The organism is Niveibacterium sp. COAC-50 (assembly GCF_013184235.1).
GTDB classification, from domain to species: domain Bacteria; phylum Pseudomonadota; class Gammaproteobacteria; order Burkholderiales; family Rhodocyclaceae; genus Niveibacterium; species Niveibacterium microcysteis.
Map to the genome: position 1 here is coordinate 1 of NZ_JABCJM010000009.1, position 25,022 is coordinate 25,022.

26 protein-coding genes are annotated in these 25,022 nt (G+C 62.7%); 13 read left to right on the forward strand and 13 right to left on the reverse strand.

The genetic code is table 11. The annotated features are described in order from the left end of the window. Positions 1 to 453 precede the first annotated feature (453 nt). The 6 genes from HH302_RS20880 to HH302_RS20905 all read right to left on the reverse strand — a co-directional run bounded on the left by HH302_RS20880 (position 454) and on the right by HH302_RS20905 (position 3,969). Positions 454 to 774, reverse strand: a complete 321-nt coding sequence (locus HH302_RS20880; RefSeq protein ID WP_172204754.1) for a hypothetical protein — start codon at positions 772 to 774, stop codon at positions 454 to 456. Positions 775 to 952: 178 nt separating this feature from the next. Beyond that, entirely contained in the window at positions 953 to 1,273 is a 321-nt protein-coding gene (locus HH302_RS20885) for a hypothetical protein (protein WP_172204754.1), read from the reverse strand. Between the two features lie 721 nt (positions 1,274 to 1,994). Continuing rightward, entirely contained in the window at positions 1,995 to 2,288 is a 294-nt protein-coding gene (locus HH302_RS20890; protein WP_172204756.1) for a DUF3144 domain-containing protein, read from the reverse strand. Positions 2,289 to 2,416: 128 nt separating this feature from the next. Then, on the reverse strand, positions 2,417 to 2,857 hold the full coding sequence (locus HH302_RS20895; RefSeq protein WP_172204758.1) for an Imm50 family immunity protein: 441 nt from the start codon (positions 2,855 to 2,857) through the stop codon (positions 2,417 to 2,419). An 89-nt stretch (positions 2,858 to 2,946) separates the two neighbouring features. Continuing rightward, a complete protein-coding gene (locus HH302_RS20900; RefSeq protein ID WP_172204760.1) occupies positions 2,947 to 3,300 on the reverse strand; it encodes a hypothetical protein in 354 nt (117 codons plus the stop codon). A 105-nt stretch (positions 3,301 to 3,405) separates the two neighbouring features. Beyond that, entirely contained in the window at positions 3,406 to 3,969 is a 564-nt protein-coding gene (locus HH302_RS20905) for a DUF2628 domain-containing protein (RefSeq protein WP_172204762.1), read from the reverse strand. A gap of 249 nt (positions 3,970 to 4,218) precedes the next feature. Between HH302_RS20905 and HH302_RS20910 the strand changes: the two genes are divergently transcribed. From HH302_RS20910 to HH302_RS20940, 7 genes are all read left to right on the forward strand, one after another. Next, positions 4,219 to 5,151, forward strand: coding sequence for an integron integrase (locus HH302_RS20910; protein WP_371814750.1), 933 nt, complete (start codon positions 4,219 to 4,221; stop codon positions 5,149 to 5,151). 436 nt (positions 5,152 to 5,587) lie between these two features. Further along, positions 5,588 to 6,397, forward strand: a complete 810-nt coding sequence (locus HH302_RS20915; protein WP_253946264.1) for a TetR/AcrR family transcriptional regulator — start codon at positions 5,588 to 5,590, stop codon at positions 6,395 to 6,397. Beyond that, on the forward strand, positions 6,394 to 7,491 hold the full coding sequence (locus HH302_RS20920) for an efflux RND transporter periplasmic adaptor subunit (RefSeq protein ID WP_172204764.1): 1,098 nt from the start codon (positions 6,394 to 6,396) through the stop codon (positions 7,489 to 7,491). The genes HH302_RS20915 and HH302_RS20920 overlap by 4 nt, the downstream gene beginning before the upstream one ends. Beyond that, complete coding sequence (locus tag HH302_RS20925) at positions 7,488 to 10,640, forward strand: efflux RND transporter permease subunit (protein WP_172204766.1); 3,153 nt, start codon at positions 7,488 to 7,490, stop codon at positions 10,638 to 10,640. The genes HH302_RS20920 and HH302_RS20925 overlap by 4 nt, the downstream gene beginning before the upstream one ends. Before the next feature lie 138 nt (positions 10,641 to 10,778). After that, positions 10,779 to 11,429 (forward strand): protein-L-isoaspartate O-methyltransferase, encoded by a 651-nt coding sequence (locus HH302_RS20930; protein ID WP_172204768.1) that lies wholly within the window; start codon positions 10,779 to 10,781, stop codon positions 11,427 to 11,429. Beyond that, positions 11,429 to 11,752, forward strand: a complete 324-nt coding sequence (locus tag HH302_RS20935; RefSeq protein ID WP_172204770.1) for a rhodanese-like domain-containing protein — start codon at positions 11,429 to 11,431, stop codon at positions 11,750 to 11,752. The genes HH302_RS20930 and HH302_RS20935 overlap by 1 nt, the downstream gene beginning before the upstream one ends. A 15-nt stretch (positions 11,753 to 11,767) precedes the next feature. Continuing rightward, complete coding sequence (locus HH302_RS20940; protein WP_172204772.1) at positions 11,768 to 13,225, forward strand: TolC family outer membrane protein; 1,458 nt, start codon at positions 11,768 to 11,770, stop codon at positions 13,223 to 13,225. Positions 13,226 to 13,270: 45 nt separating this feature from the next. On the opposite strand, the gene waaA is transcribed toward HH302_RS20940, so the two are convergent. Together waaA and waaC are read right to left on the reverse strand one after the other, a co-directional pair. Further along, positions 13,271 to 14,536, reverse strand: a complete 1,266-nt coding sequence (waaA, locus tag HH302_RS20945; RefSeq protein WP_172204774.1) for a lipid IV(A) 3-deoxy-D-manno-octulosonic acid transferase — start codon at positions 14,534 to 14,536, stop codon at positions 13,271 to 13,273. Further along, entirely contained in the window at positions 14,533 to 15,492 is a 960-nt protein-coding gene (gene waaC, locus HH302_RS20950) for a lipopolysaccharide heptosyltransferase I (RefSeq protein ID WP_172204776.1), read from the reverse strand. Before waaC ends, waaA begins: the two co-directional genes overlap by 4 nt. 71 nt (positions 15,493 to 15,563) lie before the next feature. Here waaC and HH302_RS20955 point away from each other — a divergent pair, with 71 nt between their 5' ends. After that, complete coding sequence (locus HH302_RS20955; RefSeq protein WP_172204778.1) at positions 15,564 to 16,337, forward strand: glycosyltransferase family 2 protein; 774 nt, start codon at positions 15,564 to 15,566, stop codon at positions 16,335 to 16,337. A 28-nt stretch (positions 16,338 to 16,365) separates the two neighbouring features. Next, positions 16,366 to 17,190: a symmetrical bis(5'-nucleosyl)-tetraphosphatase gene (locus HH302_RS20960; RefSeq protein WP_172204780.1), complete on the forward strand. Its 825-nt coding sequence runs from the start codon at positions 16,366 to 16,368 to the stop codon at positions 17,188 to 17,190. A gap of 64 nt (positions 17,191 to 17,254) precedes the next feature. Here HH302_RS20960 and efp read toward each other — a convergent pair whose 3' ends face one another. The 5 genes from efp to HH302_RS20985 all read right to left on the reverse strand — a co-directional run bounded on the left by efp (position 17,255) and on the right by HH302_RS20985 (position 21,133). Continuing rightward, positions 17,255 to 17,812, reverse strand: coding sequence for an elongation factor P (efp, locus tag HH302_RS20965; protein ID WP_172204782.1), 558 nt, complete (start codon positions 17,810 to 17,812; stop codon positions 17,255 to 17,257). 58 nt (positions 17,813 to 17,870) lie between these two features. Then, a complete protein-coding gene (gene earP, locus HH302_RS20970; protein WP_172204784.1) occupies positions 17,871 to 18,998 on the reverse strand; it encodes an elongation factor P maturation arginine rhamnosyltransferase EarP in 1,128 nt (375 codons plus the stop codon). Then, a complete protein-coding gene (locus tag HH302_RS20975; protein WP_172204786.1) occupies positions 18,995 to 19,540 on the reverse strand; it encodes a GNAT family N-acetyltransferase in 546 nt (181 codons plus the stop codon). The genes earP and HH302_RS20975 overlap by 4 nt, the downstream gene beginning before the upstream one ends. Continuing rightward, positions 19,537 to 20,826, reverse strand: coding sequence for an MFS transporter (locus tag HH302_RS20980; protein WP_172204788.1), 1,290 nt, complete (start codon positions 20,824 to 20,826; stop codon positions 19,537 to 19,539). Before HH302_RS20980 ends, HH302_RS20975 begins: the two co-directional genes overlap by 4 nt. A 157-nt stretch (positions 20,827 to 20,983) precedes the next feature. Next, positions 20,984 to 21,133 (reverse strand): hypothetical protein, encoded by a 150-nt coding sequence (locus HH302_RS20985; protein ID WP_172204790.1) that lies wholly within the window; start codon positions 21,131 to 21,133, stop codon positions 20,984 to 20,986. A 206-nt stretch (positions 21,134 to 21,339) separates the two neighbouring features. Between HH302_RS20985 and HH302_RS20990 the strand changes: the two genes are divergently transcribed. From HH302_RS20990 to xerD, 4 genes are all read left to right on the forward strand, one after another. After that, positions 21,340 to 22,611: a glutamate-5-semialdehyde dehydrogenase gene (locus HH302_RS20990; protein ID WP_172204792.1), complete on the forward strand. Its 1,272-nt coding sequence runs from the start codon at positions 21,340 to 21,342 to the stop codon at positions 22,609 to 22,611. A 134-nt stretch (positions 22,612 to 22,745) separates the two neighbouring features. Next, entirely contained in the window at positions 22,746 to 23,321 is a 576-nt protein-coding gene (locus tag HH302_RS20995) for a chalcone isomerase family protein (RefSeq protein WP_172204794.1), read from the forward strand. A 209-nt stretch (positions 23,322 to 23,530) separates the two neighbouring features. Further along, entirely contained in the window at positions 23,531 to 24,010 is a 480-nt protein-coding gene (locus HH302_RS21000; RefSeq protein ID WP_172204796.1) for a methylated-DNA--[protein]-cysteine S-methyltransferase, read from the forward strand. Next, positions 24,007 to 24,921, forward strand: coding sequence for a site-specific tyrosine recombinase XerD (gene xerD, locus HH302_RS21005; protein WP_172204798.1), 915 nt, complete (start codon positions 24,007 to 24,009; stop codon positions 24,919 to 24,921). The genes HH302_RS21000 and xerD overlap by 4 nt, the downstream gene beginning before the upstream one ends. Positions 24,922 to 25,022: the final 101 nt, after the last annotated feature.

Genomic DNA, 25,022 nt, shown 5'->3' on the forward strand with positions numbered 1-25,022 from the left:
CTGCCTTGCACGCGGCGACGCGTTTGAACTCAAGTCCGAGTAACCCGTTTCCCGCCGATCGAGACGGCACGCGTTGATGAGCCAGGGTTGGACCCGCGCGAGGCATGTCCTGTTTAACTCGTGGCGGAAGCAAGCGCTTTCCGCGACTAACGAATGAGGCCCCCGCGCGCGTCTTTCATCAGGGTCCGCAGCCACCAGCGCTGCATCGATGACCGTTTGTAGTGTCGCAGTCCGTACCCCTCACTCAATCGAGCTACGCAGCCCAACGACCGGAAGAACAAAGCGGTTTGGCAGGAAGCAAAACGGCCACGTGTTGCGTGGCCGTTGGATCAGTTCGCCTTGACTACTGGGGAAGCCCTTGTAGTTGAAAGTAACCGGCACCGGAGCGCAGCGGAGGGAACCAAACTGCGCAGCAGTTTGGTGTCCGGTTGACTGCACTGTTAGGTGCGGCATTCAAAGATACTTGGCCTCGTTTGTGACGAACACATACAAAGTATTTCTCAGTACAGGCTTGTCTTGGTAGCCCGTGCCAAAGAGGTAACCGTTGCACTTGGGACAGCGAGCTGCGGCCATGTAGCGGAAGTGCGCGCCACAGGAGCACAGGGGAAAATGTTCTTCGGCTTTCGTGAAGAACGGGAGCAAATGCCTGTTGTACTCAAGCCAACCCTTGTCGCCTGCCGCGAGATGCGGGACTTTAATACCGTTCTTTTCATAGAAATCGCGATCTTTGATGAGGAGTACGTTCGGGCACCGCTCACAGTAGATTGCTTCCATGTCACTGAACCCAAGGTGATATAGCTCGCCAGAGACTTGCGAATTGCAGGATTTACACGCCTGGGTGTGTTGAGTCATAGCACCTAACGTTGAAAGTAACCGGCACCGGAGCGCAGCGGAGGGAACCAAACTGCGCAGCAGTTTGGTGTCCGGTTGACTGCACTGTTAGGTGCGGCATTCAAAGATACTTGGCCTCGTTTGTGACGAACACATACAAAGTATTTCTCAGTACAGGCTTGTCTTGGTAGCCCGTGCCAAAGAGGTAACCGTTGCACTTGGGACAGCGAGCTGCGGCCATGTAGCGGAAGTGCGCGCCACAGGAGCACAGGGGAAAATGTTCTTCGGCTTTCGTGAAGAACGGGAGCAAATGCCTGTTGTACTCAAGCCAACCCTTGTCGCCTGCCGCGAGATGCGGGACTTTAATACCGTTCTTTTCATAGAAATCGCGATCTTTGATGAGGAGTACGTTCGGGCACCGCTCACAGTAGATTGCTTCCATGTCACTGAACCCAAGGTGATATAGCTCGCCAGAGACTTGCGAATTGCAGGATTTACACGCCTGGGTGTGTTGAGTCATAGCACCTAACGTTGGACATAACCGGCGCCGGAGCGCAGCGGAGGGAACCCAAAAGCGCAGCTTTTGCGCGTCCGGTTGATGGACTGGTTAGGTGTCGTGTTCATGGCGCCACCCTGCGACGATTCGTTCGATAAGTAGCGTGTCGTTCCAGATACCTCGAAGTGGAAGCTGCTCCATGCCGGGCGCTAGCTCACCCACCTTCCATTCCTCGTTTCCGTCCCACAGCCACCATGGGCCACGACCCGACGGGGTTTTGACACGGCTACGAAAAATGGGGAACTCACGCGTATGGGATGGCAGAGGTTCGTGACCCACAACGCAGACTATGCCTCGGCTACACGCAGCCCCGAGAGGAAAAAACGCAGTGAATTGCGGATGCTGTGCCACCAAGCTTGAAAAGCGAGACGGCCTGGACCCATGAACACCCGGCAATACGCGCAGAAGCGCTCCGTACTTAGGATGCTTGTGAGTGAAGTGAGCGTAAGCCAAGCCGTTTGGCGTTGAGACTTCGATCACGTCACCAATCTTTGGCCTGCGGTTTGGCGCCGACGGCATAGACACCTAACGTTGGACGTAACGGGCGCCGAGGCGCAGCCGAGGGAACCCAAATGCGTAGCATTTGGGTGTCCCGTTGACGGACTTGTTAGGCGCCGCCGACATAATTCTCGAAGTTGTTGATGTAGTCATCTACGTTGTCTTCGAGCATGGCCCGATATTGATCGACAAAATAGTTGATCGTTTCTTCGCGCTTGGCCTTCATTTCTTCCACGCTCTCGGCCCAGCAGGCGGCGTTCCAAGCTTGGAAGCGCGCGCAGCCGTACATCATTGAAGCACTCACTTTGCCGCGACCAATGTTCGCGCAATGCTCATTCGCCAGGTGAATATGGCTATCGGCGCGATCGTAGAACGTCGGGTCTTCCTTAAGGTCCGCAGCCATCAAATTCTCTGTTCTTTATTGAGTGCGCCGTGTGAACCTTGTGCGCCTAACGTTGGACGTAACGGGCGCCGGAGCGCAGCGGAGGGAACCAAAATGCGCAGCATTTTGGCGTCCCGTTGACGGACTGGTTAGGCCGGCGCATTCGGTAGCACCTTGATGGACTCGACCTCAACGGCCGCGCAATAGAAGCCGCCACCAACCCCCCAAATTGGCTCAATAACAACCTTTAGTTCGGCTGGCGCGCCAGCTTGAGCGCTCGAAACCCGAATGGAGTCGATAACGTTCTGATTATTGAACTCGGAGAGATTAAGGTCCAGCGCCGCTGGTGCGTGGAAGGCGAATGTGATGACTGCGCTCTTCAGTAACGATTGCCGGTAATCCGCGGTTCCGTCGCCAAGTGTTTCATACGTTCGGACGTGTACCGCCATGCGCGCGATACATGAACCCGCTTGAACCGGCAAGGCGCGTTCGAGCGCAAAAGAAATGACTTCGGCGTCGTGGAACGAAGGCCATAACCCGAACTCGGCAATGACGCGCGATGCGCCGGAAATGTGGGCGGGCGTACTCACATAAGGCCTAACGTTCGACGTAACGGGCGCCGGAGCGCAGCGCAGGGAACCAAAATGCGCAGCATTTTGGCGTCCCGTTGACGGAGGGGTTAGGCATCGGCCTCGCCGCGACCGGCTTGTTGCGCTTGCTCAGGACCTTTTGCGAAGACACTTGGCAGTAGGCGATAGATATATTCATGAATCCAACTGTTGCCACCGGCGAACTCGAGCTCTTCCTCGCCAACTTGAAATGTAAGCATAGGACTTATGGGTTCACCATCATGCTCAAGAAAGGTCACTCCATCGAGTAGTGATGCAACCGAGAATGCAATGGACCCAGCAAGCTGTTCGACCACCTCTGGTGGAGCTTCTACGCTTTCGAGTTCTCGCTTCACTACTCGAATGAACTCTTTGGCAAGGGCTTGTTGAAGGCGATCGAACGATCCTTTGGAGACTAGCTTCAATTTCGGATGCCTAACGTTGGACGTAACGGGCGCCGGAGCGCAGCGCAGGGAACCAAACTGCGCAGCAGTTTGGCGTCCCGTTGACGGACTGGTTAGAACGGCTACTCACGACATGCTTTCAATCACGATCCGGAATACACCCGCCGCAACATACACAAGCACCAGAGAAGGAACGCTGACGCCTCCGGCTTGTGAAATGAGACGAAGGTGCATCTCATTGTCCAGGTTCAACGCATCAACCGCGCGAATGGACTTCACCGCCTTCCAGCACAAAGCCATGTTGGCGAAGTAGCCGATAGCAAAGCGTGCCGCAACGATGCCCGCAATTACAATGATCGCGATTGTCGTACGATCAGATGTGGCAGATATGGAAAATGCTATCAAGCCCAGTATTAATGGAATTCCCGCTTCTAGTCCAAAAGCGATAAGTGCGTAAATGTATAGCTTGCGGAACACAAACCACTGAACGCCGAACAACGCAGCCCAGAAATTGAAGCCGGCGTTCTTCCTAGCTTTTCGATGAAATGGCAGGAGTTGTTCGGGATACCCACTCTTTCCCGTGAAAGCCGTTAGTTCCGCTAAGGAAATGTCGTCGTGGGCTTCAGTCTCTTTTTCATCGACTGGATCTGAGAGGGGAGATTGCGGCGGCGAATAGACGTTTGCGGTCATATATCGAAGTTCTAACAGTTATTCAAACGACAGAAAGGTCCACCTACTTCCAATACGGAGTCACCGTTCTTGCTCTGTAACACGCTGATTTGCATAGAGTTCTTGGGCGGCCTGTCAACCTAACCCTTATATACTACTGTCACGCAACGCCCCCGTTTTGATCCGCTCCGCATACAGTGAGAATTTTCACTCACTGAGGGAGTAACGTTATGGGGTAACAGCCCCCGAGCACCCCGGCTGCTGGATCAGATCTCGATCGTTTGTCGCCGCCGGCACTACAGTCCGCGCACCGAAGAGGCCTACCGTCACTGGACAAAGCGCTTCGTGCTGTTCCACGGCAAGGTCCACCCCGCCACGATCGGCGCCCGAGAGGTGGAAGCCTTTCTCAATCATCTGGCGGTCGCACGGACGGTATCCGCCTCCACGCAAACCCAGGCACTGAATGCGTTGGTGTTTCTCTACCGCGATGTGTTGGGCCAGCCGCTGGGGGAATTGAATGACATCAAGCGCGTGCAACATCGCGATCGCTTGCCTGTCGTGCTCACCCAGGCCGAGACGCGCCTGGTGCTGGCGATGATGACGGGCACGACCCAGCTGATGGCGAACCTGATGTACGGATCGGGTCTTCGCGTCAATGAATGCGTGACCTTGCGGGTAAAGGACATCGATCTGAAGACCAAGATCATTTCGGTCCGCAACACCAAAGGCAGCAAGGATCGAACGACCGTCCTGCCAACGCAACTGTGTGCGCCACTCGAACAGCACCTGACGCGTGTTCTGCAGCTGCATGCAGAGGATCGTTCTCGCGGCGGCGGATTGGCGCCGATGCCGGATGCCTTGTACCGCAAGTACCCTACGGCGGCCGGCTCCTTTGCGTGGCAGTTCGCATTTCCGTCAGCAACTGCGCGTCCGTGGGGGGACAGCGGTCGCCTGGTGCGCTGGCACGCGTCGACGTCGACGATCCAGCGCGCGTTCAAGGTCGCTGTGAGGAAAGCACAGGTCAACAAGCACGTGAGCGTTCACACGCTGCGTCACTCCTTTGCAACCCACCTGCTCGCGGCAGGCACGGACATTCGGACCATCCAGTTGCTGCTCGGTCACCGCAATCTGCAGACGACGATGATCTACACCCACGTCGAGGCCGCAGTGCGTACGGTCAAGAGTCCGTTTGATCTGCTGTAAGATCTCGGTGTCCGCGGTGCTCGTCGTTCGCGGACGCCCTTCAATCTCCCTGACGACGGACGTCTCCCGCGACACCAGACGTTCGGATGTCCGCGTCTACGAGATTGGTGCATCACATCCCACACGGCAATCTAAGACGGCTTTGGGTCGAGCCCTGCCCTTTACCCGCGATCTTCGGCTGACCGCTTACAGCCTCTAGCCGCATTCGCCTCCACGCAAATTGCGCCCAGTGTGGTTCGCCGGGAGCATCAACTCCGCAGGTCTCATCGCTTGCTCGACGCGCCAGACGCCGACAGACTCGTTTGCACCTTTAATTCCGCTGGTGATCGGTAACGCTACTCGTTTGCATCGTTGTATTTGTCATGGTCGTCGGAGCCCCAAGAATCGCTGGGAGCCGCACCGGTACTGAGGCGCTGTTTGCAACTATTTTGCCCGCATGGCTTCCGCCGTTTGCACCTTTATTGGCGCGTTTGCACCTTTAATAGGACGTACCACGCAGATTGGGTTTGACTCTTCCTGCGAGGCATGCTTAATTACTGACTGGTTAGTCATTTTCGCCGCGCATGAAGCGCGGCCCTTGTCCGAGTCCATGAGCGCTGTTCCCAAGCCATCCGAGCCGCTGCGACAGCGGCGCAAGCAAGCCCGGCCGAGCGAGCTATCCGCTGCGGCGCTGGAGCTCTTTGTTGAAAAGGGCTTCGCCGCCACGCGTCTGGATGAGATCGCAGCGCGCGCGGGCGTATCCAAGGGCACGCTGTACCTCTACTTCGACAGCAAGGAGGCGCTGTTCACCGCCGTCATCCGCGACGGCATCCTGCCCTTGATCGAATCGGCCGAGGCGCAGCTCTCCGGCATGCTGGACGATCCGGAAGGCATGCTGCGCGCGATCCTGTTTGCGTGGTGGGACAACGTCGGCGCCACACCGCTCGGCGGTATCCCGAAACTGATGATCGCCGAGGCGATGAACTTCCCCGATGTCGCGCGCTTTTACCACCAGAACGTGATCGAGCGCGGCCGGCGGATGGTGGAGGCAGCGATCACCCGCGGCATCGAACGCGGCCTCTTCCGCCCGGTCAATCTGGAGCAGACGGTATCCCTGTTTTTTGTGCCGGCCATGCACATCGCAGTTTGGCGACATTCACTTGCGTTCTGCGAGGCTTGCCAGCAGGACCCGCGAGAATTCCTAGAAAACTTCCTGCAGATCTTCTTGCGCGGCCTTCGCGCCACCGAGAAAGGAACCCCCGAATGAGAGAGAGTTTTGTTGGGGCGCTCACGGGCGTCCTCGGACTGACGCTGGCCGCCTGCTCCCACGAAGCGCCTCCGCAGCCGGCCCCGCGCGCCGCGGTTGTGCGCACGGTGGGCCTCGGTGATACGGCGCAGCTGGCCGTCTATGCCGGCGAAGTGCGCGCACGCCATGAGATCGACCTCGCATTCCGCGTTGGCGGCAAGGTGCTCGAACGCAATGTCACCCTCGGTAGCCGCGTGAAGAAGGGCGACTTGCTCGCCCGCATCGACCCGCAGGATGTGGAATTGAACGCCGAGGCCGCCAAGGCGCAGGTCGTCGCCGCCTCCGCAGACCTGGCGCTGGCGAAGGCGGAGTTCGATCGCAGCAAGGCACTCAGCGATCAGCACTTCATCAGTGGCTCGGTGCTCGACCAGAAGCGCGCCGCCCTGCTCGCAGCGCAAGCGCGCCTGCAACAGGCCCGCGCCCAAGCGGACGTGGCCAGCAACCAATCGGGCTATTCGCGCCTCGTGGCAGATCGTGACGGTGCGATCACGGCAACGCCGGTCGAAGCCGGCCAGGTCGTCGCCGCCGGGCAAACCGTGCTGCGCATCGCCGCATCGAACGAGCGTGAAGTGTTGATCTACGTACCGGAACAGCGCATCGCCGGCATCAAGACCGGCACGCCGGTTGGCGTGCGGCCCTGGGCGGCCCAGGATCAGGTGTTCGAGGGCGCCGTGCGGGAAGTGGCCGCCGCCGCCGACACGACAACCCGAACCTACGCGGTTCGCATCTCGGTGCCACGTGCGGACGACAAGCTCGCGCTTGGCGCCACCGCCGCGGTGGCGTTCCCGACACAGCAGAAGTCGAGCATCGTGCTGCCCCACGGCGCGCTGATCCAGAAGTCCGGCGCCCCCAGCGTCTGGGTGGTGAGTGCCGACGGCACCCTGCAACCGCGCAGCGTGAAGGTCGGCGCCTGGCGGGAAGACGGCGCCCTGATCGAGAGCGGCCTGGCGAACGGCGACCGCGTCGTGGTTGTCGGCGCCCATCGCCTGGCGGCCGGCGACAAGGTCAAGCCAGTGCCCGACAACACGCCCGTTGCCCTGGATAGCCAGCGATGAAGCGCTTCAACCTCTCTGACTGGGGCCTGCGCCATCAAGCGCTGGTGCTCTATCTGATGGTGGTGCTGACGCTCGTCGGCGTGATCGCCTATACCAAGCTCGGGCAGTCGGAAGACCCGCCCTTCACCTTCAAGGTGATGGTGGTGCGCACGAACTGGCCCGGTGCCAGCGCGACCGAAGTCGAGCAGCAGGTCACCGACAAGCTGGAGAAGAAGATCCAGGAACTCGGCGCGACCGACTTCATCCGCAGCTACTCCAAGCCGGGTGAGTCGCTGATCTTCCTGATCTTCAAGGACTCGATGCCTTCGACCAAGATGTCGGAGATGTTCTACCAGGTGCGCAAGCGCGTCGGCGACATCCGCTACACCTTGCCCGCTGGCGTGCAGGGCCCGTACTTCAACGACGAGTTCGGCGACACCTTCGGCAACATCTTCGCCCTGGTCGGGGAAGGCATGAGCTACGCCGACCTGAAGCGCTATGGCGATACGATCCGCGGCGAACTGCTCAAGGTGCCGGACGTCGCGAAGGTCGAGTTCTTCGGCGAGCAGGAGCAGCGCGTCTACATCGAGTTCTCGAACCTGAAACTCGCGACGCTGGGCCTCGATGTTCGTACCGTTGTCGACGCCATCGTCGGCCAGAACGCGAAGGCCGCAGCGGGCTATTACGAACTGGTGGACGAGCGCATCTTCCTGCGCCCCACCGGCCAGTTCGAGAACCTCGATACGATCCGCGAGCTGCCGATACGTGCGGGCGGACGCAGCTTCCGCCTGGGCGACGTGGCCGAGGTCAAACGCGGCTACATCGATCCGCCCAGCAACAAGATGCGCTTCATGGGCCACGAAGCCTTCGGCATCGGTGTCGCGATGCGCAGCGGCGGCGACATCATCGCGCTGGGTCATCACCTCGACGAGGCGATCAAGCGTATCGACTCCCAGCTACCGATCGGGGTGCGACTCGAACGCGTGGCGGACCAGCCGCATGCCGTGCAGCACGGGGTGCAGGAGTTCGTGCGCTCGCTGACCGAGGCGGTCGTGATCGTGTTGGCGGTGAGCCTGATCTCGCTTGGCCTGCGCACCGGCATCGTGGTCGCGATCTCGATTCCGGTCGTGCTCGCGATCACCTTCGTCTTCATGCATCAGCTTGAGATCGGCCTGCACAAGATCTCGCTCGGCGCACTGATCCTGGCGCTCGGCCTGCTGGTCGACGACGCGATCATCGCGGTCGAGATGATGGCCACGAAGATGGAACAAGGCTGGGACCGCGCCAAGGCGGCGAGCTTCGCCTACACCTCCACCGCGATGCCGATGCTCTCCGGCACCTTGGTCACCGCAGCGGGCTTCCTGCCGATCGCCACCGCGCAGTCCAGCACCGGTGAATACACCCGCTCGATCTTTCAGGTCACCGTCATTGCATTGATGGTGTCGTGGGTGGCCGCAGTGCTGTTCGTGCCCTACATCGGCTACCACCTGCTGCCCGATTTCGCCGCCGCGAACGGCAAGCCGAGCCGCTTCAACCGTTGGCTGGCGCGCTATGCGCCGGGTCTGGCTGCGCGCTTGCAGGCGCGCGCAGCGGCGCATCAGGGCATCCACGGCGAAGACGCGATCTACCACTCCGGCTTCTACCGCACGTTCCGCCGCGCAGTGGAATGGTGCGTGCGCTTCCGCTGGATCACGATCGGCGCGACGCTGGGCACCTTCGTGATCGCAATCTGGGGCTTCAAGTTCGTGCCGCAGCAGTTCTTCCCCGATTCAACGCGACCCGAACTGCTGATCGACCTGCGCCTCGCGCAGGGGGCCTCGTACCACGCGGCGGAGAACGCAGTGAAGCGGCTCGAAGCAGTACTGGCGAAGGAACCGGGCATCGAGAACTACGTTGCCTACGTCGGCACCGGCAGCCCACGCTTCTACCTGCCGCTTGACCAGCAACTGCCGCAAGCCAACTTCGCGCAGTTCGTCGTGCTGACGAAGGGCGCTGCCGAGCGCGAGGCCCTGCGCAGCAAGATGATTACGCTGTTCGAGCACGATTACGGCGAACTGCGCGCGTCGATCAACCGGCTCGAGAACGGCCCGCCAGTCGGGTTTCCGGTGCAGTTCCGCGTGAGCGGGCCGGACCACGCCGTGGCGCACAAGCTGGCCGACGAGGTCGCGCAGGTGATGCGCAAGAACCCGCAGCTTGCCAACGTGCAGAAGGACTGGGACGAAGCCTCCAAGGTCGTAAAGGTGCACGTCGACCCCGAGAAGGCGCGGCTGCTCGGGTTGTCGGTGCAGGACGTGGCGAACTTCCTCAACACTTCGGTGAACGGGCAGAACATCAGCGAGCTGCGCGAAGGCACCGAGACAATCCAGATCACGGTGCGCGGCGCACCGGTTGAGCGCGAGCATCTCTCGCTGCTGTCGGAACTGATGCTGCCGACCGGCAGCGGGCGCGGCGTGCCGCTGACGCAGGTGGCCACGCTGGAATACAGCTTCGAGCCCGGCATTGTGTGGCGACGCGATCGGGTACCGACCGTGTCCGTGCGCGGAAACCTTTATGGCACCGTGCAGCCGGCCACCGTGACTGCCCAGCTCGAACCCGAGATCGCCAAGCTGCGCGCGAAACTGCCGCTCGGCTATCACATCGACGTCGGCGGCTCGGTGGAGGAAAGCGCCAAGGGCGGCAAGTCGGTCGCCGCCGGCATGCCGCTGTTCATCCTTGTCGTGCTGACGGTGCTGATGATCCAGCTGCAGAGCTTCTCGCGCGTCGCGATGGTGGTGCTGACCGCGCCGCTCGGCATGATCGGGGTCACGGTATCCCTGCTCGCCTTCAACAAGCCTTTCGGCTTCGTCGCGATGCTGGGCACCATTGCCCTGTCGGGCATGATCATGCGCAACTCGGTGATCCTTGTGGACCAGATCCGGCAAGACCTGCAAGCCGGTCGCACGCCGTGGGAAGCGATCATCGAATCCACCGTACGGCGCTTCCGCCCGATCATGCTGACGGCGGCAGCGGCGATCCTGGCGATGATCCCGCTCACGCGCAGCGCCTTCTTCGGGCCGATGGCGGTGGCGATCATGGGCGGCCTGGCGGTGGCAACCGTTCTGACGCTGCTCTTCCTGCCCGCGCTGTACGCCGCGTGGTACCGGATCGCGGCGCCGGCGGCAAAAAGCTAAGGGCGCTGTGTATCAAAGGTCACCGACAGCTACCAAACGTTACACAGGGCGGCCTCAGGGCCGCAGCCTGGGCTAGAATTGCAGGCTTAGAGCATTGGCTTAACGCATTGATTTCAAGGCATTGTCGAGGAGCAAGAAATGGATTTCGAACAAGCGCGCTTCAACATGGTCGAGCAACAGATCCGGCCATGGGAGGTTCTGGACCCCGAGGTGCTCGACACCCTGATGACTGTCCAGCGCGAGCGCTTCGTCCCCGAAGCCTTTCGTAACCTGGCCTTCGCTGATATCGCCGTGCCGCTGCCCGGTGGCGCCGCGATGCTCGAACCCAAGCTTGAAGCCAAGGTGCTGCAGGCCGTCGCACCGAAGAAGACGGACAAGGTGCTGGAAATCGGCGCTGGGTCCGGCTACATGGCCGCACTGCTCGCTGCGCGCGCCGACTGGGTCCGCTCGATCGAGATCGACCCGGCACTCGCCAGCCTTGCCGCAGCAAACCTCGCCGCGGCGGGCATCGAGAACGTGATCGTTGAAGAAGGCGACGGCGCCGCTGGCTGGCCTGAGCGCGGCCCCTACGACGTCATCGTCGTATCCGCAGGCGTAACGGAAGTGCCGAAAGCAATGCTTGAACAGCTCAAGCCCGGTGGCCGTCTGTTCGCCTTCGTCGGCAGCGCGCCGGTGATGGTCGGGCAACTGATCACCTGCACCGGCGAAGGCCAGTACAGCACCGAGAACGTGTTCGACACCCTGGTGCCGGCGCTGCGCGTGCCCGCCAAGAGCGCGTTCAACTTCTGATGCAGCAGCTGTCGCCCCGCGCGCTGGCTGAATGGCTGGCCGATGAATCGCGCGCCAAACCACATCTGCTCGATGTGCGGGAAGCGTGGGAGTACGACATCTGCCATATCGCCGACGCACAGCTGATGCCGATGGCCAGCGTGCCGATGCGGGCGGAAGAGCTGGAGCCCGATGCGCCCGTCGTGGTGATCTGTCATCACGGCGCCCGCAGCATGCAGGTGGCCTATTTTCTTGAACGGCACGGTTTGACCCAGGTGTTTAACCTGGCCGGCGGGGTCGCCGGCTGGGCCGAACAGGTCGACCCGACAATGCCGAGATACTGACGGAGTGATGGATTCATGAAGCGAATGCTCAGCATCGCGATCGCAGGCCTGTTCGCAGGCAGCGCCCACTCGGCAGACCTGATGCAGGCCTACCGTGATGCCTTGGATAACGACGCGCAGTTCGCCTCGGCGCGCGCGGCATCGGAGGCTGGCCGTGAGCGCAAGGCGCAGGGATTGTCCGCGCTGCTGCCGCAGATCGGGGCCTCGGCCGGCACGCAATACAACGACACCTCACGTGATCTGCCGCTGCCTGAGATCTCCGGGCGTTATAACAGCAACAACTGGGGCGTCCAGCTCACGCAACCCATCTTCCGTCTGCAGAACTGGTACCAGTACCGCGAAGGCGAACTCGCCGCGACGGTGGCCGAGTTGCAGGCGCAGAGCGCACGCCAAGACCTGATCCTGCGCGTTGCAACCGCGTACTTCGACCAACTGAACGCGGCCGAAACGCTTGCCAGCATTCAGGCGCAGAAGTCCGCCAACCTGCAGCAGCTCGAACTCGCGAAGAAGAGCTTTGAGGTGGGCACCACGACCGTGACCGACGTGCATGAAGCGCAATCGCGTTACGACCTCACGGTCGCCCGTGAAGCGGCAGCGCAGGCCGACCTGATCGTCAAGCGGCAGGCCCTGCAGCAGGTCACCGGCAAGGATCAGGGCGCCCTCGCCCCCTTGCGCGAAGGCGTGCGCTTCGAACAGCCGCAGCCGAACGACATGTCGCAATGGGCAACGACGGCGGCCGAAGGCAACCTCTCTGCCCAGCAAGCGCAGCTGGCCGCCGAGATCGCCGACCGCGAAGTCTCGAGCGCACGTTCGGGCCACCTGCCGACCGCTGACGTTGTCGCCAAGTACGGCTACAACCACAGCGGTTCGCTGGGCGACATCCTCGCCACCGAAGCGAAAACCACCTCGGGCTCGATCGGTGTGCAAATCAACGTTCCGATCTTCGCTGGCGGTTACACGCAGTCGAAGGTGCGTGAGGCGGTTGCGCTGCGTGAGAAGGCCCGCTCGGATCTCGAGTACGCACGTCGCTCCGCAACACTGGGTGCGCAGCAGGCTTTCCTGGGTGTCAGCAGTGGCATCGCGCAGGTGGCTGGCTACGAAGCCGCGCTGATCTCGTCGAAGAGCGCGGTCGAGTCGAACAAGCTGGGTTATCAGGTGGGCGTGCGTATCAACATCGACGTGCTGAACGCCGAAACCCAGTATTACGACACCTTCCGGCAGCTCGCACGCGCCCGCTACGACACCGCGATCGCGCAACTGCGACTGAAGAGCGCGGCCGGCACACTGAGTGAGGACGATCTCAAGACCATCAACGCCCTGCTCGACCCGGCGGCCGCGGGCCGTCCGATCGTGGTGCCGGCGACCAACCCGCAACCGCTGGTTGAACCGGCCAAGGCCGAGCCGAAGAAGGCCGAGCCCGCTCCCGCCGCGAAGAAAACCGAGGCGCCGGCGAAGCCCGCCAAGAAGAAGTAAACGCCAATCGCTGCACGCCAACAGGCCCCTCGTGAGGGGCCTGTTTCATTTCGGCGCGAGCGTGTCGACGAGCGCCAGCGTCGCCGCGAGCGCCCCACGATGATGCGCACTGAAGGCACGCCCAGCTGCGCCAATCGCGTTACGTCGCGCAGCATCGGCCAGCAGCGCCAGCGCAGCGCGAACTGCTTCATCCGCGTCGGCGCAACGCAACGCCGCACCGGCCGCGATCGCGTCCGCCGTCGCTTGAGCAAAGTTGAAGGTGTGTGGCCCCACGATTGCGGGCACACCCACCGCACAGGCCTCGATCAGGTTGTGACCGCCCAGCGGCGCCCAGCTGCCTCCCACGATCGCGACATCCGCACAGGCGTAGTAAGCGAACATTTCGCCCATGCTGTCGCCCAACCACACCCGCGTTGAAGCCGCGATCGGCGCATCCGCAGCGCTGCGGCGCTCATAGGTCAGGCCGCGTTGTGCGATCAGGCGGGCCACCTCGTCGAATCGCTGCGGGTGTCGCGGCACCATTACCAAAAGCAGATTTGCCGGCGCACGGCGCAAGAACGCATCGAGCAGCGGCCCCTCTTCACCCTGCCGCGTGTTGCTGGCCACCAGCACCGGTCGCCCCCCAAAGCGCAGCCGGAACACAGCCCCGAGCGCAAGCTGCTCGGCTGGCGCGGCAATCTCGAACTTCAGATTGCCGGTAACCTGGACTGGATCGGCGCCCATCGCGCGTAGACGCGCGGCGTCCGCTTCCGTCTGCGCGCCACAGGCTGCAAGGTCGGCAAACACGCTGCGCGCGAAACCGCCGAGCCGCGCATAGCCGCGCGCCGAGCGCTCGGAGAGTCGCGCGTTCGCCAACAGCACCGGTACGCCAGCACGCCTCGCACCACGCAACAGGTTCGGCCACACCTCAGTCTCCATCACGACCCCGAATGCCGGCCGGAAGTGCCGCATGAAACGCCTGACGCACCCCGGGGTGTCGTAGGGCAGATAGGCCACCCTGACGCGCGGATCCGCGCCGAAGAGCTCCAGCGCCGTGGCGCGCCCGGTCGGCGTCATCTGTGTCAGCAGCAGCGTGTGCTGCGGGTATTTCGCGAGCAGGCCACGCACCAGCGGCTGCGCGGCACGCGTTTCGCCGACCGACACCGCATGCACCCACATAAGGGGCGCTGCGGCGGGTTGCCGATGAAAGCCGAGGCGTTCGCCCAGGTTGTGCAGGTATTCCGGCTGACGGCGCGCACGCCAGACGAGGCGCAGGAAGATCAGCGGCGCGGCGATGTACCACGCCGTTGAGTACAGCAGGCGGCCGATCATGCGACCCACGGTGCGAGGGTTTGCAGCACCTGTGCCACGGAAGGCTTCTGCCCCTTGCCGCCAAGGTTCACCGCGTTGCGCCCACCGGCGACGCCGTTGGCGCCCGGCTCCGTCGCCAGATACAGCGCCACGACCGGCACTTTGAGTGCCGCAGCAAGGTGCGACAGGCCGGTATCCACCCCAACCACGCATTGCGCGCGCTCGATGAGCGTTGCCAGCGCATCGAGCGGCATCGGCGGTGCCACCAAGGCGTGCGGCAGTTCGGCGGCGATGCGCTGTGCGCGGGCACGCTCGACATCGCTACCGGCGGGCAGCACACAGCTCAGACCGCGTCGCCCCAGCGCGCGCCCGAGTTCGATCCAGTTCGGCTCCGGCCACAGCTTCTCGTCGCGGCTGGTCGCGGTCAGCAGCACCACGTAGGGTTCTGCGGGCCGCCACGCATCGTCGCGCGGCGCAGGCGCCGCGATGCCATAGTCCAAGGGCAGGTCGAGGCGGTAGTCGAAGATCGCGGCGGTGAGGCGTCGATTGCGTTCCACCGCATGCATTTGCCACGACACGCGATACTTCTCGGCATACAGCCGGGTAGCAATCGGCTCGCGCGCGCTGTCAGGCATGTAGCCCGCCACCGGTGCGCCGCTCATGCGAGCGAGTACTGCACTCTTGAGCAAGCCCTGCGCATCAATCACACGCTCGTAACGCACTTCGCGCAGCGAGCGGCGGAACTCGCCGAATGCCGACCAGGTCGCGGGCGCCAGCAAGCGCTTGCGCCAGCTACGCAGGGCGACCGGGATCACGCGCCGCACGCCCGGGTGCAAACGTACCAGCGGCGCGAACGGCGCCTCGACCACCCAGTCGATCGCCAGGTCCGGCACCCGTGCGTGCATGTCGGTCACCGCCGGCAGGTACTGGATGACGTCCCCCATCGAGGAGGTTTTGACGATCAGGATCTCTCGCATGGCCCGGATTATTCCGGCGGCGGCCGTTATCGGCAAATCGCGTCGACGCCACGACGCCTATAATTGCGCGCATGAGCGAACGCCAAGCCCTTTCCGCCGTCCTGATCACGCGCGATTGCGCGCCAACCCTCGCCGAGACGCTGACCTCCCTCGCCTTCTGTGACGAGATCGTGGTGGTGGATTCCGGCAGCAGCGACGACACCTGTGCCATCGCGGAGCGGGCCGGCGCCCGTGTGATCCATCAGGATTGGCTCGGCTTCGGCCCGCAGAAGCAGTTCGCCGTGGATCAGGCGAAAAACGAGTGGGTGCTGTGCATCGACGGGGACGAGGTGGTGACGCCCGCGCTGCAGGCCGAGATCCAGCGCGAGCTCGCCGCACCAACGCATCGCGCCTTCGAGTTCCCGCGTTGCAACCGTTTCCTCGGGCGCTACCTGCGCCACGGCGAAGGCTATCCGGACCTGTCCCTGCGGCTGTTCGACCGCCGCCATGCGCGCTGGTCCGACGACCTGGTGCATGAGAAGGTCACCGCGCTGGGTGATGTGGGGCGCCTCAAGGGCGATCTGCTACACCATTCCGAAGAAGGGCTGGAGTCCTACCTCGCGAAGCAGAACCGCTACACCACACTGGCCGCCGAGGCGCTCGTGACCGAAGGTTTCGAGCCAAGTGCGACAAAACTCTGGCTGAGCCCGATCTTCCGCTTCATCAAGTTCTACATCGTGCGGCGCGGCTTTCTCGATGGCGGCGCCGGGCTGGTACATATCGGCATCGGCTGTTTCAACAGCTTCATCAAGTACGCCAAGGTGATCGAGATTCGCGCCACCGCGCGCGATTCGCGCAAGCCTTGATCCGGCCCGACAAACAGGAGCGCCACGCATGAGATTCGCCGTCGGCGACCTGCAAGGACAACTCGAACCGCTCGACCGGCTTCTTGACGCCGCCGGCTTCCAGCCCGGTCGCGATGAACTGTGGCTGACCGGGGACCTTGTAAACCGCGGCAAGGACAACGCCGCGGTGCTGCGTCGCATTCGTGCGCTCGGCAAGAGTGCTGTCACGGTGCTCGGCAACCACGACTTCTATCTGCTGGCCGTCGCCAGCGGAGCGATGCGGCGCGGTGCCGACGACACGCTCGACGACATCCTCGATGCCCCCGACCGCGCGGCGCTGATCGATTGGCTGCGTTTCCAGCCGCTGATGCATGTCGACGAGACCTTCGCGATGGTGCACGCCGGCCTGCTGCCCGGTTGGAGCGTGGCGCAAGCGCGATTGCTCGCCCATGAGGTTGAAGGTGCGCTGCAGGGGCCCCACTGGCAGGTGTTCCTGCAGAACCTGTGGGGCAGCCAACCGCTTGCATGGAATGACGCCCTCGAAGGCTGGGATCGCCTGCGCGTCATCGTCAACGCGATGTGCCGCATGCGCCTTTGCAGCGCCACCGGCGAGATGGCGCTCAAGTACAAGGGCCCGATCGACGCAGCGCCCGCCGGAATCCTGCCGTGGTTCGCGGTGCCAGGGCGCCGAAGCGCCAGCCACACCGTGGTATGCGGCCACTGGTCGGCGCTCGGCTACTACAATGCGAATGGCGTGCTGGCGCTGGACACCGGCTGCGTGTGGGGCGGCTGCCTCACCGGGGTGTGGCTGGAGACCGGCGAACGGGTGCAGGTGGCCTGCGAGCAGGCTGCGGCGCCGAGCGGCTGGGAATGAATCAGCCGACCAAAAAACAAAAGGGCCCCGCGGGGCCCTTTTTGCTGTGACAACAACCGGCAGATTACTTGACGCGGTTCTTGTACTCGTCGGTGCGGGTGTCGATTTCGATCTTGTCACCGATTTCAACGAAGGCCGGCACCGGCAGTTCGAAACCGGTCGAGATCTTGGCCGGCTTCATGACCTTGCCCGAGGTGTCGCCCTTGACGGCCGGCTCGGTGTAGATCACTTCACGAACGACGCTGTTCGGCAGTTCGACCGAGATCGCCTTGCCTTCGTAGAACACCACTTCCAGCGCCATGCCATCGACCAGATACTTCAGCGCCTCGGTCATGTTCTCGGCTTCGACTTCGTACTGGTTGTACTCGGCGTCCATGAACACATACATCGGATCGGCGAAGTAGGAGTAGGTCACTTCCTTGCGATCCAGCGTCACAACTTCAAACTTGTCGTCAGCGCGGTAAACAGTTTCGGAACCCGAGCCGGTCAGCAGGTTCTTGAACTTCATCTTCACAACAGAGGCGTTGCGGCCGGACTTGCTGTACTCGGCTTTCTGGACGACGAGCGGCTCGGAGCCGACCATCACGACATTGCCGGCACGGAGTTCTTGGGCGGTTTTCATCGGGGCACCTGATATAACGGAAAAGGCGCCAACCGGCGCCACAAACATGGATAACTTATTATTTTAACTTGATTTTTGCGAACTGCGCCAGCCCCGCCGCCAGATCGCGCTGCGCAGACAAATCTCTGCACCAGGCTTCCGCGTGTTCGCGCAATCGCGGCAGCGCCTCCATGAAATCAGCCCAGGCAGACACGATCGCACCGCCTGTGTTCCAGGCGTGCTGCATCCGCCGCAGCACTTCAGCATCGCGCTCGGCCAAGCCGGCGACCTGGCGCGCGAGGAAGGCCTCCAGTTTGACCAGGTGCGCCGCCTCGTCTTGCGGGTAGATGTGCCAGACCAGCGGACGCCCTGCCCACTGGGCCCGCACGAAGGAATCCTCGCCGCGAACGAAGTTTACGTCGCAGGACCACAGCAACTGGTCGTAGCGCGCCTGATCGACAAACCTCAGTGGCGCAAGCACCAGCCGCCCGCGGCTTTCCGAACGCCCGAGCGACAGCGGCGCACCAAGCCAGGCCTCCACCGATTTCCACACACGCCCTTCGGGTACGCCACACCAGATCTCATTGCCGCCCACCGACCACGCTTGAAGCAGATCCGGCAAGGCGGGGTTCTCGTAGGCGAACAAGGAAACCCGCAGCGAATCGGGCGACGGCGCATCCACGCCAAGGCACTGCCAGAGTGCCGCCTGCGCTGCGCTATCGCGCCGAAAGGCGTCGCGCGCTTCAAGCAGCCGCGCCTCACGCAGCAAACCGCCGGTCTGCTGTGTGAACCCCGGGTAGTAGAAATGTTCGGTCAGCGGCAGGCGCGGGTGCGGTGAGGGCAGCAAATGGCAACCCTCCACCCAAGCCTCGGCGGAGAGGTACTCGAGGTTGATCCAGACCGGCGCGCGCGGCCGCGCCGCCATCGCCGCAACGTAGGTTTCCGGCAGGCGGCAGCCAAAACCGGCCACCACCACGTCGGCCGAGGCGTCGGGCGTAGCCTCCTGACGCCAGTGATGAACCTCCACACCACTTGCAGGCACGTCGCCATCCCCGAGCAAGCGGCTATGGCTCGCGAGGTCATCCACCCACAGCCGCACATCGGCGTCGTGCTCGCTCGCGAGTTGCCGCGCAAGCCGCCAGCAGACGCCGATGTCGCCGTAGTTATCGATAACGGTGCAGAAGATGTCCCAACGCCAAGCGCTCATGCCGCAATTGTCGCACCGGCGGCCGGCGACACCCACGGCGCGATGCCGCGCAGGCGCGCCATGCGGTAGGCATCGACCAGCACACCGTTGCGCAGGGCAAAGCCACGCGAACAGCCTTCGGTATCAAAGCCAAAACGCCGGTAGAGCGAGATCGCAGCAATGTTGTCGATGAACACCTCCAGTTCGATCCGGCCAATACCGAGCCAGTTGTCGGCCAGATCGAGAGCAGACTTCATCAGCTGCGCACCAACGCCACGACGCTGCCAATCGTCGCGCACCACGATCGCCAGGCGTGCGCAGTGCGCGCGCCGCGCCGGCACTTGCGGCATCAGGATCACGGCGCCGACCGCCTCGTTGCCAGAGCAAGCCAGCAACCAGTGATCCTGCCCGGGCTCTGCCAGTTGCCGGCGATAGCGCTCCGGCCCCTGGTAAGGGGTACCGAAAGCGCAGGCCGCGGCGACCGGGGCGGTCATGATCGCGTGCACCGCTCGCCAGTCGTCGGGCTCTGCAGCCCGGACATGAATGACTTTCTGTTTGTTCATTTCATCACTCCCTGTTCGGACAATTCATAAACCATCGGTGTGCTTCTGCGCGTCGCGGGCATCCAGCGCGCTGCGCCAAGAGCAAGAAGGCAGCCCAGTAGCGCGACACTAAACAAAGTGGCGTGCAAGCCGGCAAGGTCGCCCATCCGCCCAGCTGTCGCGGACCCAATCGGCGCCGCGGACACGCTGAGGAAACGCATCGTTGCGGTCATGCGGCCCAACATCGCGTCGGGCGTAACCTGCTGCCGCAGACTGATGTAGGTGATCGAATACATCGTCGCGCCGAAGTCGATCACCAGCATCGCCAAGCCCGCCCCCAGTGCGGTGAGCTGCCAGCCCGGCTGCATCGCGGCATAGGCGCCATAGCCGACACCGCAGAGCAGATAGCCCAGCAGCAGCGTCGGCCGCGCGCCGCGCGTGCGTTCAAGCCGGTGCGCGGCGGCGGCACCGAGCAACGCCCCAAGCGCGCCCAGGGTGTTGATCAGCGCAAGATCCTTCGCACCCAGCAGCAGCTCACGTGTCGCGAACAGCACATACAGCGCGCGGAAGCTGTCAAACAACATGATCCAGATCGCCGCCGCCACCGCGAGCGAGCGCAGAAGCGGATGGCGCCACACCATGCGCAGGCCATCGACAACCTCCGGCCACATCGGGCGCCGCTCGGCCACAACCGGCGGATCGTCGCGGCGAATCGAAAGCACCAGCAACCCGGACAATGCAAAACCGCAGGCGTCCAGCGTAATGGCCAATGGCGCGCCAACCGCATCCACCACGATCGCCGCCAGTGCGGGGCCAACGATGCCGGCAATCGATCCCGCCGCCGACAGCTTGCTGTTCGCCTCGACCAAACGGTCACGCCCAACCAGCTGGGTAATGAACACCTGCATCGCGGTTCCGCCAATCGCAAAGCTGCAACCCACCATGAAGCCGGCGATGTAAAGCACGGGCAGGGACAACACACCAGCGAGGTGCGCGATCGGCACCAGCGCCAGCGCCGCAGCGCCGAGGATGTCAAAGGTGGCGGACAAGCGCTTCTTGCGCGAACGATCTACCCACACGCCGGCGGGCAAGCTGAACAACGCAAAGGGCAGCAGTTCGCACGCAGCGAGGATGCCCATCTGCGTTGCACTGGCATCGAGCAGTTGCACCGCAGTCAGTGGCAGCGCCATTTGAGAAACGGTCGCCCCGAGCGTCGCGAGCGTGCTGGCCAGAAACAGCCGCATGTAGTCGCGATGCCGCCAGAGGCTGCCCTCGGGTGCGAGGGCACGCATCCAGTACGCAAACATAATTCGTCTCCTGGCGACCGGATCGCGGAACGCCGTCGAGATTCGCGCGACGCGGATAGCGTCACGCGCACTTCAAAAGTGCGGGAAAGAAAGGGGTTTTTGGCTACAGCCTGCTTTCGTTCCCGCCCACATTGGGTGGCGGGAACGGAGCCCGCCGCTAGCTAATCAGAGCCGGGTGAATGCACGGGTTGCCGCGTCGAGCGGCAGCAGCCATGGCATTACCCACAACGCTTGAATGGGAGGCGAGCATGCGCACGCCGCCGGCGTTGGGGCCGGTTTGTTTGGCGATGTCGTTGAACTTGCGCATGGGTCGCTCCTTGGGGAACGGGATTGAACAAAAAGTGCTGTGCATTCTCTGGGGGACGATATGCACGCGTCAAGCGATCGTGTATCAGAGTGTTGCATTCTTCACTTTCGCCCCAATGCGCACGATTGTTGCAATTGCCGCGATTGCGTCGGGTACGCCGGCCCAGCGGCTAGAATGCGGCTTTGCCCTTGCAGCAGAGTTTTCTCGTGGACATCAAGACCTATATGCAGACGGTGGGCCGCCAAGCGCGCGCTGCTTCGCGCGCCATGGCTGCCGCATCAACCGCCAGCAAGAACGCCGCCCTGAACGAAATCGCTCGCCTGATCCGCGAGCGCGGCGACGCGCTGCTGGCGGCGAACGCCCGCGATCTGGAACAGGCCCGACTGGACGGCCTTGAGCCGGCGATGATCGACCGCCTGACGCTGAGCGCGAAGACGATCGAATCGATGGCCGCCGGCCTCGAGCAGATCGCCGCGCTCGCCGATCCGGTTGGCGAAATCACCGATGTGAAGCGCCGCCCGACCGGCATTCAGGTCGGCAAGATGCGCGTGCCGCTCGGCGTGATCGGCATCATCTACGAAGCGCGTCCGAACGTAACCGCAGACGCCGCCGGCCTGTGCCTGAAGAGCGGCAATGCCGCGATCCTGCGCGGCGGCAAAGAAGCCCTGCATTGCAACCAGGCGATTGCAGCCTGCGTGCGTGATGGCTTGTCTCACGCGGGCCTGCCGCAAACGGCAGTGCAAGTGATCGAGACAACCGATCGCGCAGCGGTGGGCGAGTTGATCACGATGCCGGAATTCGTCGACGTGATCGTGCCGCGCGGCGGCAAGGGCTTGATCGAACGTATTTCGCGCGACGCACGCGTACCGGTGATCAAGCACCTCGACGGCAACTGCCATGTGTATGTCGATCTGGACGCGGATCTCGACAAGGCCGTGCGCATTGCAGACAACGCAAAGACGCATCGCTATGGCACCTGCAACACGGCGGAGTCACTGCTGGTCGCGAAAGCCGTCGCAGCAGAGTTCCTGCCGCGCATCGGCCGGATCTATGCGGACAAAGGCGTCGAAATGCGCTGCTGCGCGGAGTCGAAGGCAATCCTTGAAGCAGCCGGTTTCGGCGGTATCAAGGCTGCAAGTGAAGAGGACTACCGGACGGAGTTCCTCGCGCCAATTATTGCCATCCGCGTGGTGACCGGCGTGGATGAGGCAATCGCCCACATCAACGATTACTCGTCGCAGCACACTGAGGCAATCGTGACGGAGAACTACACCCGCGCAATGCGCTTCCTCCGCGAGGTGGATTCCAGCTCGGTGATGATCAACGCCTCGACGCGCTTTGCCGATGGCTTTGAATACGGCCTCGGCGCCGAAATCGGCATCTCTACCGACAAGATTCACGCGCGCGGGCCTGTCGGCCTTGATGGCCTGACAAGTCAGAAATGGGTGGTTTTCGGTGACGGGGAAATCCGAAGCTGACCCCCCACGAAATGAAACAAACCCTCCCGCGCGGAGGGTTTGTTTTTTGTAGCGCTTGCCGTACGCTACAGTACGGATGAAGGACCCGCGGTCAATCGACCGACGACAAAACAAACCAATACGAGGAGACAACCATGCGCAATCGCACCCTGGCAGCCCTGCTGCTGTCGGCCGCTCTGATCACCCCCGCCTTCGCGGCAATCGACGTCGCGGGCGTCAAGTTCGAAGACAAGGCCAGCGCCGGCACTGCGGAACTCGTCCTCAACGGCGCGGGGCTGCGCAAGAAGGCCTTCTTCAAGGTTTACGCGATCGGCCTCTACCTTCCCGCCAAGGCGGACTCGGCCAGCGGCGTAATCGGCGCGAAGGGCCCGAAACGGATCCAGATCGTCACTCTGCGCGACCTTTCGGCCGAACAACTCTCCGAAGCGCTTGAGAATGGTGTGCAGGAGAACAGCACCGAGGCCGACATGGCGAAGATCAAAGCGCGACTGGAAGAGTTCCGCGCCAACCTGCTGGCGATGGGCAAGGTGCCTGAGAAGAGCGACATCCGTATCGAGTGGACCGGCAGCGCCACCCGTGTGCTGATGAACGGCACAGCGAAGGGCAAGGAGATTCAGGGCGAAGACTTCTATGCCGCGCTGCTCAAGATCTGGTTCGGCGACAAGCCGGTGCAATCTGATCTGAAGGACGCCCTACTCGGCAAGAAGTAAGGCGCACGAGCATCGATCTGGGCGTTTTTCACATTTCACTACCAAACCCCCAAAGCTGCTGATATATTCCTCGCAAATATCAGTTTCATCGCTCTTGGGGTAGAGAGCATGGGCCGGTGGTGCGCAAGCATCGCCGGCTTTTTCTTGCCCAGTCACCCGCCAGTCCCTCGCAAAATGCGATCCTCGCCCCTCCGCCTACGGACAAGGCCATGACATCTGCCGACGACTTCGCAGCCATTCTGGCAATGCCCACCTGCCGCCTCGGCGTTGCAGTCGCTCGTCAGCAAGTGCTCACGCTCGTCTTCCTTGCACCCGATACGCCGACCATTCCGGCGAGCGGCACGCTCTGCGAAGCGATGTCCACGGCGCTCGATGCTTATCTGCAAGACGGCACGCCCTTTCCGGCGCTGCCGCTTGCGCAACGCGGCACCCCGTTCCAGCGGCGGGTATGGAGCGCGATCTCGGCAATCCCTGCCGGCCAAACGCGCCAATACGGTGAAATGGCCCACACACTGGGCAGCGCCGCGCGTGCGGTAGGTCAGGCCTGCGGCGCCAACCCGTTTCCGCTTGTAGTGCCTTGCCATCGCGTGCTGGGCAGCAAGGGCATTGGCGGTTTCGCGAATCACACCGAAGGCTGGCTGATCGAAACAAAGCGCTGGCTGCTTTGGCACGAAGGAGTCCTTGCATGAGCCAAGCCGGAATCAGCGCAGTCGAAATTGAATCCGACATCGACACCTTTTGCGAAACGCTGTGGCTCCAGGACGGCCTCGCAAAGAACACCTTGGCGGCGTACCGAAGTGATCTCATGGCCTGTGCCAAATGGCTCGCCGAACGTAACGTCCGGTTGGGCCACGCAAGCGCGTCCGATTTGCAGGCCTATTTGCACGCCTTTGCACCACGCGCACGTGCCGCAACGCAGCGCCGCGTGCTTGCTACGGTCAGGCGCTATTTTCGACTTCTGCTCGCGGAGGGCCGAATTCAGGTCGACCCCACGCTCGATCTGGCCTCCCCCGCCCGAACGCCGCGCGTCCCGAAGACCCTGTCGGAACGGCAGGTCGAAGATCTGCTGAACGCGCCGGACGTCGATACACCACTCGGGCTGAGGGATCGCGCAATGCTCGAAACGCTCTACGCCACAGGCCTGCGTGTCAGTGAATTGATCGAACTGAAAATGACTGAAATCGATCTCAGCGCCGGGCTCGTGCGCTTATTCGGCAAAGGCGCGAAAGAACGGATCGTGCCGGTCGGCGAAATAGCGCTTGAATGGATCCAGCGCTACGCCCGAGAAGCGCGGCCCCAGCTGCTATCGGGCCGCACATCGCAAGCGCTATTCGTTACCCAGCGCGCGGCGCCGATGAGCCGCCAACGCTTCTGGGACATCGTCAAAGCCTACGCAATGGCGTGCGGAATTGCAGCCGAGCGAATTTCGCCGCATGTGCTCCGGCACGCCTTCGCGACGCACCTGCTCAATCACGGCGCGGATCTCCGCGTCGTGCAAATGCTGCTTGGCCATGCAGACATTTCCACCACCCAGGTCTATACGCACGTTGCCCGCGAACGCCTGAAGCGCTTGCATGCGGAGCATCACCCGCGCGGTTGACCGCCAGCTCCGGCAATTTGGGCGCCATTTCCGGAAACAGAATTACAGTTCGAGATTGCATTCATTCGGGAATTGCAGTATTTATGAAATAACCCGGCTGC